Origin of the sequence: Sphingomonas melonis, assembly GCF_013409985.1 — a bacterium.
GTDB classification, from domain to species: Bacteria; Pseudomonadota; Alphaproteobacteria; order Sphingomonadales; family Sphingomonadaceae; genus Sphingomonas; species Sphingomonas melonis_A.
In genome coordinates, this window is sequence record NZ_JACCBY010000002.1 from 838,655 (window position 1) to 854,534 (window position 15,880).

General features: G+C 67.1%; 11 protein-coding genes and 1 tRNA gene. 5 read left to right on the plus strand and 7 right to left on the minus strand.

Annotated elements, in window-relative coordinates; all coding sequences use genetic code 11:
* Positions 1-20: 20 nt before the first annotated feature.
* Positions 21-95: transfer RNA gene (locus HD841_RS10505), tRNA-Asn, on the plus strand.
* Between the two features lie 105 nt (positions 96-200).
* Here HD841_RS10505 and HD841_RS20750 read toward each other — a convergent pair.
* The 3 genes from HD841_RS20750 to HD841_RS10515 all read right to left on the minus strand — a co-directional run bounded on the left by HD841_RS20750 (position 201) and on the right by HD841_RS10515 (position 5,551).
* Positions 201-326, minus strand: coding sequence for a hypothetical protein (locus HD841_RS20750; RefSeq protein WP_257015405.1), 126 nt, complete (start codon positions 324-326; stop codon positions 201-203).
* Positions 327-551: 225 nt separating this feature from the next.
* Positions 552-3,329, minus strand: a complete 2,778-nt coding sequence (locus HD841_RS10510) for a TonB-dependent receptor plug domain-containing protein (RefSeq protein WP_179508776.1) — start codon at positions 3,327-3,329, stop codon at positions 552-554.
* A gap of 251 nt (positions 3,330-3,580) precedes the next feature.
* A complete protein-coding gene (locus HD841_RS10515) occupies positions 3,581-5,551 on the minus strand; it encodes a putative bifunctional diguanylate cyclase/phosphodiesterase (protein ID WP_179508777.1) in 1,971 nt (656 codons plus the stop codon).
* Between the two features lie 395 nt (positions 5,552-5,946).
* Here HD841_RS10515 and dinB point away from each other — a divergent pair, with 395 nt between their 5' ends.
* Positions 5,947-6,996: a DNA polymerase IV gene (dinB, locus tag HD841_RS10520; RefSeq protein ID WP_179508880.1), complete on the plus strand. Its 1,050-nt coding sequence runs from the start codon at positions 5,947-5,949 to the stop codon at positions 6,994-6,996.
* Positions 6,997-7,002: 6 nt separating this feature from the next.
* Here dinB and HD841_RS10525 read toward each other — a convergent pair whose 3' ends face one another.
* Positions 7,003-9,297, minus strand: a complete 2,295-nt coding sequence (locus HD841_RS10525) for a S9 family peptidase (protein WP_179508778.1) — start codon at positions 9,295-9,297, stop codon at positions 7,003-7,005.
* A 212-nt stretch (positions 9,298-9,509) separates the two neighbouring features.
* Between HD841_RS10525 and rplK the strand changes: the two genes are divergently transcribed.
* Together rplK and rplA are read left to right on the plus strand one after the other, a co-directional pair.
* Entirely contained in the window at positions 9,510-9,941 is a 432-nt protein-coding gene (gene rplK, locus HD841_RS10530) for a 50S ribosomal protein L11 (RefSeq protein WP_037530328.1), read from the plus strand.
* A 4-nt stretch (positions 9,942-9,945) separates the two neighbouring features.
* Positions 9,946-10,638: a 50S ribosomal protein L1 gene (gene rplA, locus HD841_RS10535; protein WP_179508779.1), complete on the plus strand. Its 693-nt coding sequence runs from the start codon at positions 9,946-9,948 to the stop codon at positions 10,636-10,638.
* A 125-nt stretch (positions 10,639-10,763) separates the two neighbouring features.
* On the opposite strand, the gene HD841_RS10540 is transcribed toward rplA, so the two are convergent.
* From HD841_RS10540 to HD841_RS10550, 3 genes are all read right to left on the minus strand, one after another.
* The gene (locus HD841_RS10540) at positions 10,764-11,609 is read right to left on the minus strand and encodes an oxidoreductase (RefSeq protein WP_179508780.1); all 846 of its coding nucleotides are present in this window, start codon (positions 11,607-11,609) and stop codon (positions 10,764-10,766) included.
* A 76-nt stretch (positions 11,610-11,685) separates the two neighbouring features.
* Complete coding sequence (locus HD841_RS10545; RefSeq protein WP_179508781.1) at positions 11,686-12,210, minus strand: PilZ domain-containing protein; 525 nt, start codon at positions 12,208-12,210, stop codon at positions 11,686-11,688.
* 145 nt (positions 12,211-12,355) lie between these two features.
* A complete protein-coding gene (locus HD841_RS10550; protein ID WP_179508782.1) occupies positions 12,356-14,848 on the minus strand; it encodes a PhoX family protein in 2,493 nt (830 codons plus the stop codon).
* Positions 14,849-15,345: 497 nt separating this feature from the next.
* On the opposite strand from HD841_RS10550, the gene rplJ reads away from it, so the two are divergent.
* Complete coding sequence (gene rplJ, locus HD841_RS10555; RefSeq protein WP_179508783.1) at positions 15,346-15,861, plus strand: 50S ribosomal protein L10; 516 nt, start codon at positions 15,346-15,348, stop codon at positions 15,859-15,861.
* Positions 15,862-15,880 lie beyond the last annotated feature (19 nt).

A 15,880-nucleotide genomic window follows, 5' to 3' on the forward strand; every position in this document is an offset into this window, starting at 1 on the left:
CCCCCTCCACGACGCAACGTTCCCTGATAGCTCAGCGGTAGAGCTCTCGACTGTTAATCGAGCGGCCGTAGGTTCGAATCCTACTCAGGGAGCCATTTTCGCCATTGCGGCGATCCAGCCGTCCAATCTTCAGCCTTGTCTCACGACCGACGCGCCGATGACGGCGGTGTCCGGATTGGACCACGCCGCCCGTAGCACCGTTATTTGCGGATGGTCACCATCGCGACCGGATTGTCCTTCGTCGAGGCGTTGGCAGCGATCGTCTTGACCTTCACCGCCTTGGGCTTGCGGGCTTCCTTGTTCGACTTGTGCTGGCTTTTCGCCATCGTCTTCATCCTCTGGAGCGTCGCGCCCCGCCACGCCCTACACCGTCCGCGCAGGATCGCAGCACGCCAAAGCGCTGAGCCGGCCCATGCCACCGCTTGGCTTCCGAAGGCGTGATCAGCAACGCCTCGACACCCGGTGCGGGAGCCGAGGCGCTGCGCATCGAACGGCGATGTGGCGATCGGCCGCTACGCCACGGGGCGGCGCCGCGCACCGCCCCGGACCGATCAGAAGTTCACCGCCGCCCGCGCATAGAGGAAACGGCCGTTGAAACCGAATGGCGAGAAGTTGCTGTACGGCAGGAACTGGTAGGTCGCCGGATAGCTGCCACCCACCCCCGATGGACGCAGGCCGTAGGGCCGGCGATCCGGATAGACGTCGAACGCATTGTCGACCCCGAGCGTCAACTGCACGCCCTGCAGTTCATAGCTCAGCGAGAAGTCGGTGATCCACTTGGGGCGGAGCACCTGGTCGTCCGGCCCCAAGGCGGTGAGGCTGAGCGCGTCGGCGCCGAGCGGCGCGGTCGTCTCGGGTGAGATCACCGAACCGTAGCGCGTGGTGCGCGCGGACACCCCTACCCCCGCGATCTTGCCGTCGGTGGCGAGAACCACCTTGCTGCGCGGCTGGCCGCGTTCGAAGCGGATGCCCTCGACCCGGCCGAACAGCACCAGCCCGGGGATCTGGGCGAGCGGCCCCAGGTTGTTGAGCCGCTCGTCGATCTGGTTCTTGGTGTAATTGTACGCGGCCGAGACGTTCCACGCGCCGAGGCCGCCCAGATTGACGCGATAGGTCGCGACCGCGTCGACACCCTGCGTCGTCGTGTCGAGACCGTTGATGAAGAAGCGCGCCGCGCCGACGTTGCTGAAGCCGTTCGCCGCCAGCACCGCCTGCACCGCGCTGTTCTGCGCTGCCGTGCCGACGCCCGCCGCGCCGAGGTTCTCGGACAACACGACGCGATCCTTGATCTTGATGTGGAAGTAATCGACCGTGACGTTGAAGTTACGGAACGGATTGAGCGTCGCGCCGCCCGACAGATTGAGCGACTTTTCCGGATCGAGCGGCTTGGAGCCGAGGGCACGCGCCACCGGACTGCTGACCGCCACCGTCGAGACATCGACCGGCACGCCGGCGAGGAAGTTGGTCGAGGTGGTGGTGAAGAACTGCTGGTGCAGCGACGGCGCGCGGAAGCCGTTCGAGACCGAGCCGCGGATCGCGAAGCCGCGCACGAACTCGTAGCGCAGCGCCAGCTTGCCGTTCAGCGTGTCGCCGAAATCGCTGTAATGTTCGTAGCGGCCTGCGGCGGTCGCGGTCAGGCCGGTGAACAGATCGGCGTCGAACTCGACATAGCCGGCGAAGCTGTCGCGGTTCACGTTGGTGCGTGCCGAGGCCGGCAGCCCGCCGAAACCCTGTGCGCCGGCGGCGGCGGTGCGGCCCGGGAAGGAACAGATGCCCCCGGCGTAGACGCCGCCAAGCACGCTGCAATTGCCCTGCGTCGTCGCGCGCGACGCCTGGAAGAACGGGCCGGTCTGATAGGATTGCGGATCGCCGGGGCGAATCTGATAGAGTTCGTGGCGATATTCGCCGCCGAAGGCGAAGGAGAGCGGCCCGGCCAGCCCGAGGTCGAACTGGCGCGCCAGATCGGCATTGGCCAGGATCTGCGAGAAGGCGAGCCCGCCGGCATCGAACGACCGCTGGCTCTGCGGGCCAAACGAGACGTTGACGCTGTCCTCGGTGCGATAGTTCAGCTCGTTGCGGCCGAAGCCGACGGAGAAGTCGCCCTTGAAGCCGGCGATATCGGCGCGGATGCCGCTGGTCGCCGACATGTCGTCGATGTTGGACTGGATCTTGGGCAGATAGCCGTCCGGCGTCAGGCCGACGAAATTGCCGCTGGTCGGCGTCGCGCCCGGCAGGATCGCCGAAAAGTCGCGGTTGGTCGCCGCCGACTGCTGGCGGAAGTTCGCCGCCGACAGGCCGTCGCGATGGCCATAGGTGAAGAAGCCGTAGAAGTCCGCCGAGCCGAGCGGCAGGCCGGTGTTGATCAGGAAGTTGAAATCCTCGGTCTTGGCATCACCGTAGCGGAAGTCGAGCCGGTTGAAGCTCGCCTCGCGCGGGTCGAACGTCGTCGCCGTCGGTCGGACGTAATTGGGGCGCAGGTCATAGCCCTGGCGGTTGGTGAAATTGCGATCGCGATATTCGCCGGTGAAGTTGAAATAGCCGCCATCGCCGACCGGCAGGCCGACGTTGACGCCGAAGGTCGTGAAGATGCCGTCGCGCGCCTTGCGCTCGCCCGAGCTGTTCGCCTGGAGATAGCGCGGATCGGTCGTGTCGAGCGCCGGCTGCGCGCCGCTCAGGCCGTCGAAATCGGAGACGCCGTCGAGCGTCGTGACGTATTTGCCATAGCTCACCTGCGCCCGGCCGCCCGAGGACGCGGTCTTGAGCTGGACGTTGATGACGCCGGCGATCGCGTCCGACCCATATTGCGACGAGGCGCCGTCGCGCAGCACCTCGATCCGCTGGATGGCGAGCGCCGGGATCATGTTCATGTCGACCGCCGCGGCGCCGCGGCCCACCGTGCCGTTGATGTTGAGCAGCGCGGAGACATGGCGGCGCTTGCCGTTGAGCAGCACCAACGTCTGGTCGGGGTTGAGCCCGCGCAGCGTCGCCGGGCGGGTCACGTCGGAGCCGTCGGCGATCGACGGCTGCGGGAAGTTGAACGAGGGCACGAGCTGGTTGAGCGTCTTGTTGATCTCGCCCGAGCCGGAATTCTGCAGCGCGCTGTCGGAGATGACGTCGATCGGCACCGGGCTGTCGGCGACGGTGCGGTTTGGCGCGCGACTGCCGATGACGACGATCTGCTCGCCTGGCTCGGCGTCGGCGGCGGCCTGGGTATCGTTGGTGGCTTCCTGGCTCGGTGCCGACTGGACCGCCTGCGCGCCCGCCCCGGTGGTGAGGGTCAGCATGGATGCGGACAGCGACAGCCCCGCGAGCAACTTTCTGCGTGTCATGATTTTCCCCCGTTTCGGAGGGCCTGTTCACCTCTCCGATACGCGACACTTTATGTCGCCGGGGACCGGCGGCAAGCGGCTGCGCACCGCAGCTAAGCTTTTGAGATTCAGCTGTTGCTGCGGTGCCACATTAGGCCCGCGGGCGCTCAATCAGGGACTGGATCAGGAGAGTTTTTGATAACCTGATCTCGCATGATTCCTTGAGGTGCGTTGAACGACAGCACGCCGCGGGAATTCGATTGCCCGAACGATCAGGTGCGCGCCTGTCTCGCCAGGGTGGGCGCGCCGCTGTCTTTCAGCAATCGGCCGGTCGCTGCGGCGCTGAGCGGCATGCCGAGCAGATAGCCCTGCGCCTCCTGGCAGCCGAGGTCGCGCAGCGTGTCGCGCACCGATGCGCTTTCCACCCCTTCGGCCACCACGCTCAAGTCCAGGCTTTCCGCCAGCCGGATGATCGCCGCGATCATGCGGCAGGCGACCGTATCGGTATCGACGTTGAAGACGAACGACCGGTCGATCTTCAGCTTGTCGAACGGCAGCATGCGCAGGTGCTTGATCGACGAATAGCCGGTGCCGAAATCATCGAGCGCGAGCGAGATGCCCTGGTTCTTGAGCGACTCGATGGTCCGTTGCGCCGCCACCGGGTCGGCGATCAGGGCGTTTTCGGTGATCTCCAGGCAGATGCGCCGGGCGGGAAAGCCCTGCCGGGTCAGCACCGCCAGGATCTTTTCCGACAGCCAGGGGTCGCGGAACTGGATCGGGGACAGGTTGATCGCGATGGTCAGCGCCGGCGGCCAGCCGCTCGCGTCCCGGCAGACCTGTTCGAGCAATTGCAGCATCAGCTCGTCGATCAGGCCGCATTCCTCGATCAGCGGAATGAAGCGGCTGGGCTCGACCATCGTCCCGTCGGCACGCTGCCAGCGTGCCAGCATCTCGAAGCCGACGATGCCGCCCGTGGCGAGGTCGACGATCGGCTGGTAATGCGGCCGGAACGCTGTCGGGCCGAAATCGGCGCGCATCTCGCGTTCGAGCGCGGCGCGGGAAGCGAGCGCCGCTCCCATGCTCGGCTCGAAGAAGCGGTGACACGATCGACCGCGCGACTTGGCGTCGTACATCGCGATATCCGCGTGCTGCATCAGCCCTTCGCGGCAGCTGGCATCGGCCGGGACGCAGGAGATGCCGATGCTGGCGCTGATATGGTGCGCGAACCGGTCGATCGGGAACGACGCGGCCATCTCATGCACGAGCCGGTCCGCCATGGCATTGGCCACGTCGGCGCCGTCCCCGTGCACCTGCAGCGTGATGGCGAATTCGTCGCCGCCGAGCCGGTAAACCCGGCCGGTGTCCGCGACGATCGTCGTCAGGCGCGCCGCGACCGCGTTGAGCAGGCGATCGCCGGCGCCATGGCCATAGGCATCGTTGACGCCCTTGAACATGTCGAGGTCGAGCATGAAGAGATAGAGTTGCGCCTGTGGGTCGCGGTACAGGAAGACCGTGTCGAGATGCTCGCTGAGCGCCCGCCTGTTCGCCAGGCCGGTCAGCGCGTCCTCATAGGCGAGGGTCTGCGCCGCGAGCTCGGCGGCCTGCGCACGCTCCTGCTCGGCCAGCATGTCCGACCGCGATTCCAGCACCTGCCGGAAGCCGGCGTGGTTGGTGGCCAGGGTGCGCAGGATCAGGATCGCCACGATCAGGAAGTTCGCGCCCACGCTGAACAGCGACCAGTCCGAGGCGATGAACAGCCGGATGATCACCGGCACGACGCCGAACAGCAACACCAGATAGCCCGCGCTCGGCAGCGCCTGCAGGCAGAAGCAGCAGCTGATCGCCCCGACGAACACGTAGAGCGAGATCGCCACGCTGCGGACGCGTTCGGCCTCCGAGAAGAGCAGCGATCCCCACAGGCCGAACACGATGCTCAGCAGCGTCGCGGTGACGATCGTGCCGCGGATGTAGCGGCGGACCTGATCGGGCCGCGCCACGATCGACCGGCGCCGCATCCACAGCAAGGCCCGCGCGACGATCACCAGCGACAACAGGATCGGAATGCCAAAGCTCATGCCGAACGGCACGTCGCGGAAGGATTCGATGCCGAGGAACAGGACGTTGATGAACATCAGCGCGTACATCAACGGGATCTGGCGCCGTAACGCGGCATATTGTTCGAGCAGGAACGCGTCCGATGGCGGTAACCGACGAGATTTCAGTTCAGGCAACCACTCGAGCATCGTTTTGCATGTCCTTGCTTGCTCAAATAGCCGCAAAGCGTTCACAACATGTTGAGAACATTCACATGATTACGGTCCACGCGCGCCGGATACGGTGGCGGGACCGTGGCTCCGGCGGCGCTGGAAATTTGAACGGCCATGCTCCCGGGACAGCCCCCTGCCCTTCCCTCGCCGGGAAGCGGAGGAGCGTGTCGCGGATGTCTTCGCTGCCTCGGACGCCGCGGTATTCGCGGTTTGTTCTTGTTCGTACTGGCATCCTGCGCGATCGTCGGGTAGACCCCGAAGTCGCGGCGTGGCGCGTGTTCGCCTGACGCCCGCCAGTCGAAGCCAGGGCGAGGTCGTTGATTTACCAGCGTGAACCCACGTCGGCCACCCGCAAGATCGTGCATGTCGACATGGACGCCTTCTATGCATCGGTGGAGCAGCGCGACGATCCGGCGCTGCGTGGCAAGCCGGTCGCGGTCGGCGGATCGCGCGCGCGCGGCGTCGTCGCGGCGGCGAGCTACGAGGCGCGCGCCTTCGGCGTCCGCTCGGCGATGCCCTCGGTGACCGCGCTGCGCCGCTGCCCCGACCTGGTGTTCGTGCGGCCGCGCTTCGACGTCTATCATGCCGTTTCGCAGCAGATCCGCGCGATCTTCGCCGACTATACCGATGCGATCGAACCGCTGTCGCTCGACGAGGCCTATCTCGACGTCACCGCCGACGTGCGCGGCCTCGGCTCGGCGAGCGCGATCGCCGAGGAAATCCGCGCGCGCATCCGCGCCGACACCGGCCTCACCGCCTCGGCCGGGGTGAGCTACAACAAGTTCATCGCCAAGCTCGCCTCAGACCAGAACAAGCCCGACGGGCTCTGCGTCATCCCGCCGCACAAGGGCGCCGCATTCGTCGCGTCGCTGCCGGTCAAGCGCTTCCACGGCGTCGGCCCGGTCACCGCCAAGCGGATGGAGCAGCTCGGCATCCTCACCGGCGCCGATCTGCGCGACCGGCCCCTACCCTTCCTCCAGGCGCATTTCGGCTCGTATGCGGATTATCTCTATGCCGCCGCGCGCGGCGAGGACCACCGGCCGGTGCGCGCGCATCGCGAAGCGAAGTCGGTGGGGGCGGAGCGGACGTTCGAGACCAACCTGTCCGCCCGCGACGACCTGCATGCGGCCCTCGCCCGCGTCGCCGAGGCGGCCTGGGTGCGGGTCGAGCGTTCGGGCGTGCGCGGGCGGACGGTGACGCTCAAGCTGCGCCACGCCGACTTCCGCACGGTGACGCGGGCGCGCTCGCTCAACCTGCCGGTGACCAGCGAGGCCGACTTCCTCCGTATCGGCGACGAATTGCTCGACGCACAACTGCCGGTGCCCGACGGCGTGCGGCTGCTCGGCCTGACGCTGTCGGGCATCCTGCGCGAGGCGGCCGACGCCGACGCCGACGAGGTGCAGCCGAGCCTGCCGCTCTGAGCGCCATTACCGGCCGCCGGGCGGCAGGTTGGTTTCGAGATAGCGGGTCATCAGCGAATAGAGGTGCAGGCTGGTCCCGGTCTTTTCGGAAATGCCGTGGGTCCGGTCGGGATAGGCCATCATCGTGAACGGCTTGTTGGCGGCGATCAGCCGATCCTCGAGCTGTTCGAGGTTCTGGTAATGGACGTTGTCGTCGCCGGTGCCATGGATGATCAGCAGATTGCCCTTCAGCCCGTCGGCATAGGTGATCGGCGATCCCGCCTTGTAACCGGCGGCATTGTCCGACGGCAGCCCCATGTAGCGCTCCTGATAGATGGTGTCGTAGAGCATCTGGTCCGACACGGCGGCGACGGCGATGCCGGTGCGGAACAGGTCGGGGAAGCGGAACATCGCGTGCAGCGTGCTCGACCCGCCGCCGCTCCAGCCCCAGATGCCGATCCGCGCCGGATCGATATAGGGCCGCTCGGCGATGAGCTTGCGGACGCTGGCGGCATAATCCTCCGGCCCGATCACGCCGAGCCGGCGATAGATGCTCTTGCGCCAGTCGCGGCCGCGCGGCGTGTTGGTGCCACGCGGATCGATGCTCGCGACGATATAGCCGCGTTCGGCGAGCATGCGGTGCCACAAGGCGGTGTTGCCGCCCCAGGCGTCGGCCACCGTCTGCCCCCAGGGCTCGCCATAGACCTGGAACAGCACCGGATAGCGTTTGGCGGGATCGAAGCCGGCGGGCTTCATGATCCAGGCGTCGACCGACACCCCCTTGCCGAGATCGAGCCGCGTGAATTCGGTCGGCCCGAGCGGCTCGTGCGCGATCACGTCCTGCAAGGCGGTGTTGCGCGCGAGCACGCGGACGGTCGCCTGGGTGGTGAGATCGATCATCTCCGTCACCGGCGCGCGGTCGATGGCGGACACGGTATGCCGCGCCCAATGCGCGCCGGGCGCGATATCGTAGCTGTGCGTCCCCGCCTGCCCCGCCGGCGTCACCCGCTCGACCCGCGGCGTGCCCGTCAGCGTCGCGCGATACAGATAGCGCTGCGTCGGATCGTCGGGCGAGGCGGTGAACCAGGCCCAACCCTGCGCCTCGTCGACGCGCAGCAGTCTGACGACATCGAACTTGCCCGGGGTGCGCAAATCCATCCGCTTGCCGTCGGCGGAGGCGACATAGAGATGCCGCCAGCCGTCGCGCTCGCTCAGCCAGGTGAAGCGCCGGCCGCCGTCGAGCCAGGTCGGATCGTCGTTCGCCTCCACCCAGGCGGCGTCGCGCTCGGTGAACACGGGGCGCGTCGTGCCGCTCGCGGGATCGGCGAGCAGCAGCTGATAATTGTTCTGCAGGCGATTGGCATATTGCAGGAACACCTTGCCGCTGGTGCCGGCCCAGCTCATCTGCGGCACATAGGTCTGGCGCGGATCGCCGGCGAGCGCGATCCAGTGCGTCGCACCGCTGGCGACGTCTATCGTGCCGACGCGCACCGCGGAGTTGGTCGTACCGACCTTGGGATATTGCAGCGGGATCGGCCGGGAATATTGGCCGACCGTGTTGCTGACCATATAGAAGGTGCCGACCCCGGACGTGTCGAACCGCCAGAAGGCGATGGTCTTCGAATCCGGGCTCCACGACCAGGCCCTGGCAAGGCCGAATTCCTCCTCATACACCCAGTCGCCCAGCCCGTTGACGATCAGGTCGTTGCCGTCGCGGGTCAACTGGCGCGGCGGTGCGTCGCCGGCGGTCGGCTCGACATACAGGTTGTTGCCGCGGACATAGGCGATCCGGCTGCCGTCGGGCGAGAAGCCGGCGTACATCAGGCTGGCCGGCGGCGCGTCACCGCCGATCCGGCGCAGCGTTCTGGCGGCCAGATCGAACAGCCAATAGTCGCCGAGCGCGCGGGTGCGGCGGAAGCGCGCGCCATTGGTGAAGATCAGCAGCCTCTTGCCGTCCGCCGACCAGGCATAATCCTGGATCGCGATCGACTTGCCCGTCGCCGGCACCACGAGGTCGCGTGCCGCGACCATGATCGTGCGGCCGTTGCGCGCGACATCGTAGCGGACGAGGTCGGTCCCGCCCTCGACATCCTTCGACGGTTCGATCGCGTCATAGCCGCTGCCGTCGGCGGTCCATTCGCCGCCCTCGACATGATCCATCGGAATCGCGTGGTCGCCGAAGATGCGCTCCAGCGTCAGCGGCGCCGACGGGGTGGCCGACGGGGTCGCCGGCCGGGCGACGGCCTGGGCGGCCGGCCGGGCGGCGACGGCGGCCGGCGGGCACAGGGTGGCGAGTCCGGCGAGGATCAGGGCGCTGCGCATCGTCTTTCCAAATTCCCCTTCTGGCTGGTTCCAGCCTGCTGTTTCCAGCTTGTTATCCTATGATCCGTCGATCGTATACGATCGTTTCACGCCCATGCCACTTGTCGGGCGACGCACTTTCCGCTAACGGCCGCCGCTTCCACGCTTTGGCTGGATGCTTGCGGGAGGGCGGAGACGCCCGCTTGGACCGCTAAACTTGAAACGAGAGTGACATGGCAAAGAAGATCACAGGTTACATCAACCTGCAGGTTCCTGCAGGCGACGCCAAGCCCGCCCCGCCGATCGGCCCGGCGCTGGGTCAGCGCGGCGTCAACATCATGGAATTCTGCAAGGCGTTCAACGCGCAGACGACCGACATGGACAAGGGCACGCCGCTGCCCACCAAGATCACCGTCTATGCCGACCGTTCGTTCAGCTTCGAGATCAAGACGCCGCCGGCGTCGTTCCTGATCAAGAAGGCCGCCGGCCTGAAGTCGGGCTCGAAGGAGCCGGGCAAGGTCGTCGCGGGCAAGATCGCGCGCAGCAAGCTGACCGAGATCGCCCAGACCAAGATGAAGGATCTGAACGCCAACGACATCGAGGCTGCGACCAAGATCATCGAAGGCTCCGCCCGCGCGATGGGCCTCGAAGTGACGGAGGGCTGAGATCATGGCCAAGCTGACCAAGAAGCAGAAGGCGAACGCCGTGAACCCTGAGACGCTGCACGGCGTCGACCAGGCGATCGCGCTGGCCAAGCAGAACGCCACCGCCAAGTTCGACGAGACCATCGAGGTCGCGCTGAACCTGGGCGTCGATCCGCGCCACGCCGACCAGATGGTCCGCGGCGTCGTGACGCTGCCCGCCGGCACCGGCAAGACCGTCCGCGTCGGCGTCTTCGCCCGCGGCGCCAAGGCCGAGGAGGCGCTCGCCGCCGGAGCCGATGTCGTCGGTGCGGAAGACCTGATGGAGACGATCCAGGGTGGCACGATCGATTTCGATCGCTGCATCGCGACCCCGGACATGATGGGCGTCGTCGGTCGCCTCGGTAAGGTGCTCGGCCCCAAGGGCCTGATGCCGAACCCGAAGCTCGGCACCGTGACGATGAACGTCGCCGAAGCGGTCAAGGCCGCCAAGGGCGGTCAGGTCGAGTATCGCGTCGAGAAGGCCGGCATCATCCACTCGGGGATCGGCAAGGCGTCGTTCACGCAGGAAGACCTGCGTCGCAACTTCGACGCGCTGGTCGACGCCGTGGTGCGTGCCAAGCCGTCGGGCGCCAAGGGCAAGTATGTCCGCAAGGTCGCCGTCAGCTCGACGATGGGCCCGGGCATCCGCGTCGACACGACCGAGGTCGCCGGCGCATAAGCCTTTCGCACCATGCGAATACGAAAAGGGCCGGGAGCGATCCCGGCCCTTTTTGTTGGTGCGACACGCATCCAGATTGCCTCGTCACCCCGGACAGGGTCCGGGGCGACGAATAGGGGCGAGGCTTAGGCCGGGAAGTCCGCCCCGAGCGCCTGCTCGCGGAGGCTCTCGATCTCCGCGAGCCGCTCCTTGAGCTTGGCGGTCACCGCGTCGAAGCCGAACTTGCCGAGCACCAGATGGCGCGGCGGCGTCCCGGACTCCGCGGCGGCGATGATCGCCTCGCCGGCGCGGACCGGATCGCCCGCCTGCTCGCCGCTGATCTGCTTGGTCGATTCCATCCGCTTGCCCGCCGTGTCGGCATAATCGGCGATGCGTACCGGCGTCTGCTGCAGCGAGCGGCCCGCCCAGTCGGTGCGGAACGGCCCCGGCTCGACGCAGGTCACTGCGATGCCGAGCGGCCCGACCTCGGCGGCGAGACTGTCCGACCACCCCTCGACGGCGTGTTTGGACGCGGCATAATAGCCCGACCCCGGAAAGCCGATCAGCCCGGCGACCGAGGTGAAGTTGATGATGTGCCCCGCCCGCGCCGCGCGCATGCCGGGCAGCACCGCGCGGGTCAGCGCGAACAGGCCGAAGACGTTGGTGTCGAACTGGGCGCGGATCGCCGCCTCCTCGCCTTCCTCGACGCTCGCCTGATAGCCATAGCCGGCATTGTTGACGAGCACGTCGATGCCGCCGAACCGCTCGTGCGCGGCGGCGACCGCGGCGGCGACCTGCCCGGCATCGTTGACGTCGAGCGCCAGCGCCAGCGCGCGATCCTCCGCCCCCTCGACCAGATCGGCGACGCGCGCCGCATCGCGCGCGGTGACCACCACGCGCCAGCCGCGATCGAGGACGAGGCGGGCGAGGTCACGGCCGAAGCCGGTGGAACAGCCGGTGATGAACCAGACGGGGGAAGATGGCAGCGTCATGATCGGAGAGCCTCGGGTCGAACGGAAACGTCGAACACCCGCAATGCCGCAGCACAGGCGCGGTTCCTTGGCCCGGTCAGTTTCCCCGTGCGGCCTTCCTGCGATCGGCGCCGCCATCGAGCGCCGCACTCACCGCGGCGAACGGCCGCGACAGCACCGAGCCGACCTCCTGCGCCGCGAACAGCGCGGCGACGCCGACCGCGATCAGCAGCACGACGAACTGGAAGGCCGCGGCGAAACGGCGGCTCTGCGCCTCGCGCTCGGCAACCGGCACGCGGCGCACCGCGCGGCGGTCGTCGCCCCCCTCGCTACCGGCGCGTTGCGGCTTGTGCGCCGGCGGCTTGGCGGAGACGATCCCCTCGATATCGATCGGGTCCTGGGTCCGCACGCCGAAAAAGGCTCCATTCTGCCAGACGACCCGGCCGACGACGACATGATGGATCCGGCGGATCTCGATCACCGTTCCCGGTCGGCATACCGGGCTGGCGGTGGCGAGCAGGCCGCGCGACGACATGTTGTGGATCACCACGTCGGTCCAGTCCGCGCCGGCCCGCATGCGGGCGCGGACCAGCACTTTCACGCGCGGCTCCCGCGTCTTCATCGGGCGGACCGATCGATCGGACGGGGGAATCGGGCTGGCATAGCGTTGTTATGCCGCCGAAACCTTAAACGTCCGTAATCGACACATCCGTTTCCGACCAAGCCGGTGCCGCGCCGGTCAGGGGCGCGGCACCGATGATCGTGCGTTACAGGCCGATGATGCCGCCATCGGTCTTGGTGATGACGATCGTCGCCGAGCGCGGGCGGCCGGTGCCGGTGCCGCTCGCCTGGCTTTGCGGCCAGTTGCTGGTGATGTTCGTCGGATTGCCGCCCTCGCCGGGATGCTGGATGTTGACGAAGATCGAGCGGCCGTCCGGCGTCGAGTCGATGCCGGTGATCTCGCATTGCTTCGGCCCGACGAGGAAGCGCTTGAGCGCAGTGCCCGGCGCCTTGCCGATCCGCGTGGTCTGCGACGCGGTCTGCCCGCCGAGGCTGTTGGTGAAGGTACGTGTTCCGCCGTCGCCGACGGTGCCCGGAATGGCGGCGAGCAGCATGCAGTTGGTAACGTCGGTATAGGCGCCGTCGTCGGTCTCGATCCACATGAGCGGCGTCCCCTGCCCCGCGACATTGGTCGGCCGCGCGAACCACAGGCCGTCGGGCGAGGAGAAATCATTGGTCGCGTCGAGGTTCGACAGGTTGATGTTCGCCGGGTTGAGGTCACTGCCCGCACCGAAGGCGTAGATGTCCCAGGTGAAGGTCAGCGCCTCGCTGGTGTCGCCGGTCTCGCGCAGACGGATGATATGGCCGTTGGCATTGCCGTTGGTCGCGCCGCCAGTGCTCTTGGGGTCGGTGTAGGCGCGCGGGTTGGCGGCGTCGGTGCCGGCGACGGTACGCGATGCGCTGTTGGTGAGCGTCAGGTACATCTCGCCGGTGACCGGATTGACCGCAGTCCATTCGGGACGATCCATCTTGGTCGCGCCGAGCGCATCACCGGCGAGCCGGGCGTGGGTCAGCACATCGGCCTGGTCGGCGAAGGCATAGGCGCTGTTGGCGCCGGTCAGCGGGCCCTGGCCGAACACCAGCGGCAGCCACTGGCCGCTGCCGTCGGCGTTGAACTTGCCGACGTAGAGCGTGCCGGTGTCGAGATATTTGTCGCCGATCGCGAGCCGGTTGGCCGCGGTCGCATCCGCCGCCGACCAGGTCGCCGACGAGACGAACTTGTAGACATATTCGTTCTGCGCATCGTCGCCCATGTAGAAGGCGGGACGCACGCCGGCGACGGTGCGGCCGATGACGCAGCCTTCGTGGTTCATGCGGCCGAGCGCGGTGCGCTTGCGCGGTGTCGACGCGGGATCGAACGGGTCGATCTCGACCACCCAGCCATATTGGTTGGGCTCGTTGCGGAAGTCGCCGGTGCCGTTCTGCGGCTTGGTGGGATCGACGGTCGCGTTGAACTTGGCGATGCGGGTGTCGCCGGCGGCAGGCGCCGCGGCGGTCCCCCAATCGTAATTACCCGCCTTGATGCCGTCGTTGCTGCCGGTGTTGAGGCCGTAGCGGCTGAACGCGACCACCGCCTTGGCGCCGAGCGCCGCGGCGCGACGCGCATTGTCGCCCGCCTCGCGACGGAAATAGCCCGCCCAATTCTCTTCGTTGGTGAGATAGGTGTTCCACGGCATCGTGCCGTTGGCGCAATTGTTGATCGTGCCGCGCGCCGCGACGCCGGTCGGCGAATAAGCGGTGAAGACCAGCGCATTGCCCTTCACCGGGCCGGAAATGTCCATCGCCGTGAACGGGGTGATGCGGCGGTTGAGGCTGCTGCTGTTGACGTAGCTCCAGCCATTGGTGCCGCGGTTGATCTCGATGACGCTGACACCGTGCGCCTCGATCTCCTTGAGCACTTCGGCAGTCGGGCGCGCGCCAGCGACCGTCGTCGGGCCGTTCGGATGCAGATAGCTCGCGGTGATATTCTCGTGGTTGAGCACGAGCAGCCCGCGGCTGCTGTTGGCCGGATCGGGCGCGGTGCCGGTCGCGGCGAGGCCGAAGAAGCTCATGCCGTCGTGATGATCGCCGGCGCGCGCGGCGAAATTGGTGTCGCTGCCGTCATTGGCATAGGCGCCGACGGTGCCGTTGATCGGATCGCCAAGCCGGTAGAGCACCGTGACCTGATAACCGGCCGGCACCGCCACGACGTCGGCCAGGCTCTTGGGCACCGCGGTGAAGTCGAGCGTCGCGGGTGCGACGGTGACAATGGTGTCTGCGACCGAGCGGATGCCGTCGGTCGAGGTGCTGGTGAACTGGAAGCCGAGCGGCGTAGCGGTCTTCACCGCGGGCGCGGTGAAGGTGGCGGCCGGGCTCGATGCGTTGGCGAGGCTGACGAGCGGGCCGCTGGTCTGCGTCCAGCTGGTCGAGGCGGACTGGCCGCCGGTGACCGCGCCGTTCAGCGTCACCGTCTTGCCGGTCGAGGTGGTGATCGCACCGCCGGCAGTAACCGTCGTGGCGCGGCGATCGTCATCCTTGTCGCAGCCGGCGAGCATGCCGGCGCCGAACACCGCCGCGGTCATCGCGGACAGGCCGCCGCGCAGCGTCTGACGACGCGAATAGCGGCTGGCGATCAGCTCGCCGATATGCGGGTTGGCGCTGGTGTTGGTGTCGATATCGCCATCGTCATAGCCGATGGTGGACAGGCTCTGCATCGTCATGGTCTTTCCCCCGGTGCGCAGCGTGACGCTGCTATGCGCTTGTCTTTGGAGGGGAAAAACGGCAGCCGGGTTGCAGCGCGGTGACTGCAAGATGAAGTGTAGATGACATCAGGATGACAACGAAGACACCTGTCCGGTAATTAAAGGCCCCGGATCGCGCCTGATCCCCACGCAGTCCGATCGCCACTCCGCGTCCGATCGGCGCGGCATTCACGTCGCCCATTGACTCCCCGCCGTTTCCCGTTAGAGGCACGCGCTTGCCGGAGGGTTCACCCGCCGCGCATCCGTCCAAGACAGCAGGTGCCACGGATTTGCCGCGGCTTAATGTCCTGCCGAGACGGGGACAGGAATTTACGATCGGTCCGCCACGCGGTGCACCGGTCTGCCGCCCTTCACGGGTGCCTTCCCCATCGATGGACAACCCCGGCGGGGTTTTCCCCTCCGGTTTGTAACCGGACATGGCGTTCACGCGCCTTGTTCAAAACGTGGAGAATGGCATGGATCGTGCTCAAAAGGCCGCGGCCGTTGCCGAGTTGAATCGCACCTTTTCCGAAGTCGGCGTGGTGGTTGTCACCCGCAACAACGGAATGACGGTTGCCCAGTCCACCCGACTGCGCAACGCGATGCGTGATGCCGGCGCGACCTACAAGGTCTCGAAGAACAAGCTTGCCAAGATCGCACTCGATGGCACCGATTACGGCTCTGTGGGCGACCTGCTCACCGGCCCGGTCGGCCTCGCCACCTCGATCGACCCCGTCGCCGCTGCCAAGGTAGCGGTCGAATTCGCGAAGACGAACGACAAGTTCGAAATCGTCGGCGGTGCGATGGGTGCGACCTCTCTCGACGTTGCCGGCGTGCAAGCGCTCGCCACCCTGCCCTCGCTGGATGAACTCCGGGCGAAGATCCTGGGCCTCATCGTTGCTCCGGCAACGAAGCTCGCGACCATCACCCAGGCTCCCGCGGCGCAGATCGCGCGCGTGCTGTCGGCCTACGCCGAGAAGGAAGCCGCCTGAATTTCAGGCGCTTTTGGAT

What these genes read in the sequence shown, in the direction of transcription:
- rplK (WP_037530328.1), top strand. Translation starts at nt 9,510, where the DNA reads ATGGCAAAGAAGATCACAGGTTACATCAACCTGCAGGTTCCTGCAGGC.
- HD841_RS10515 (WP_179508777.1), bottom strand. Translation starts at nt 5,551, where the DNA reads ATGCTCGAGTGGTTGCCTGAACTGAAATCTCGTCGGTTACCGCCATCG.
- rplA (WP_179508779.1), top strand. Translation starts at nt 9,946, where the DNA reads ATGGCCAAGCTGACCAAGAAGCAGAAGGCGAACGCCGTGAACCCTGAG.
- dinB (WP_179508880.1), top strand. Translation starts at nt 5,947, where the DNA reads ATGGACGCCTTCTATGCATCGGTGGAGCAGCGCGACGATCCGGCGCTG.
- HD841_RS10525 (WP_179508778.1), bottom strand. Translation starts at nt 9,297, where the DNA reads ATGCGCAGCGCCCTGATCCTCGCCGGACTCGCCACCCTGTGCCCGCCG.
- HD841_RS10540 (WP_179508780.1), bottom strand. Translation starts at nt 11,609, where the DNA reads ATGACGCTGCCATCTTCCCCCGTCTGGTTCATCACCGGCTGTTCCACC.
- rplJ (WP_179508783.1), top strand. Translation starts at nt 15,346, where the DNA reads ATGGATCGTGCTCAAAAGGCCGCGGCCGTTGCCGAGTTGAATCGCACC.
- HD841_RS20750 (WP_257015405.1), bottom strand. Translation starts at nt 326, where the DNA reads ATGGCGAAAAGCCAGCACAAGTCGAACAAGGAAGCCCGCAAGCCCAAG.
- HD841_RS10510 (WP_179508776.1), bottom strand. Translation starts at nt 3,329, where the DNA reads ATGACACGCAGAAAGTTGCTCGCGGGGCTGTCGCTGTCCGCATCCATG.
- HD841_RS10550 (WP_179508782.1), bottom strand. Translation starts at nt 14,848, where the DNA reads ATGACGATGCAGAGCCTGTCCACCATCGGCTATGACGATGGCGATATC.
- HD841_RS10545 (WP_179508781.1), bottom strand. Translation starts at nt 12,210, where the DNA reads ATGAAGACGCGGGAGCCGCGCGTGAAAGTGCTGGTCCGCGCCCGCATG.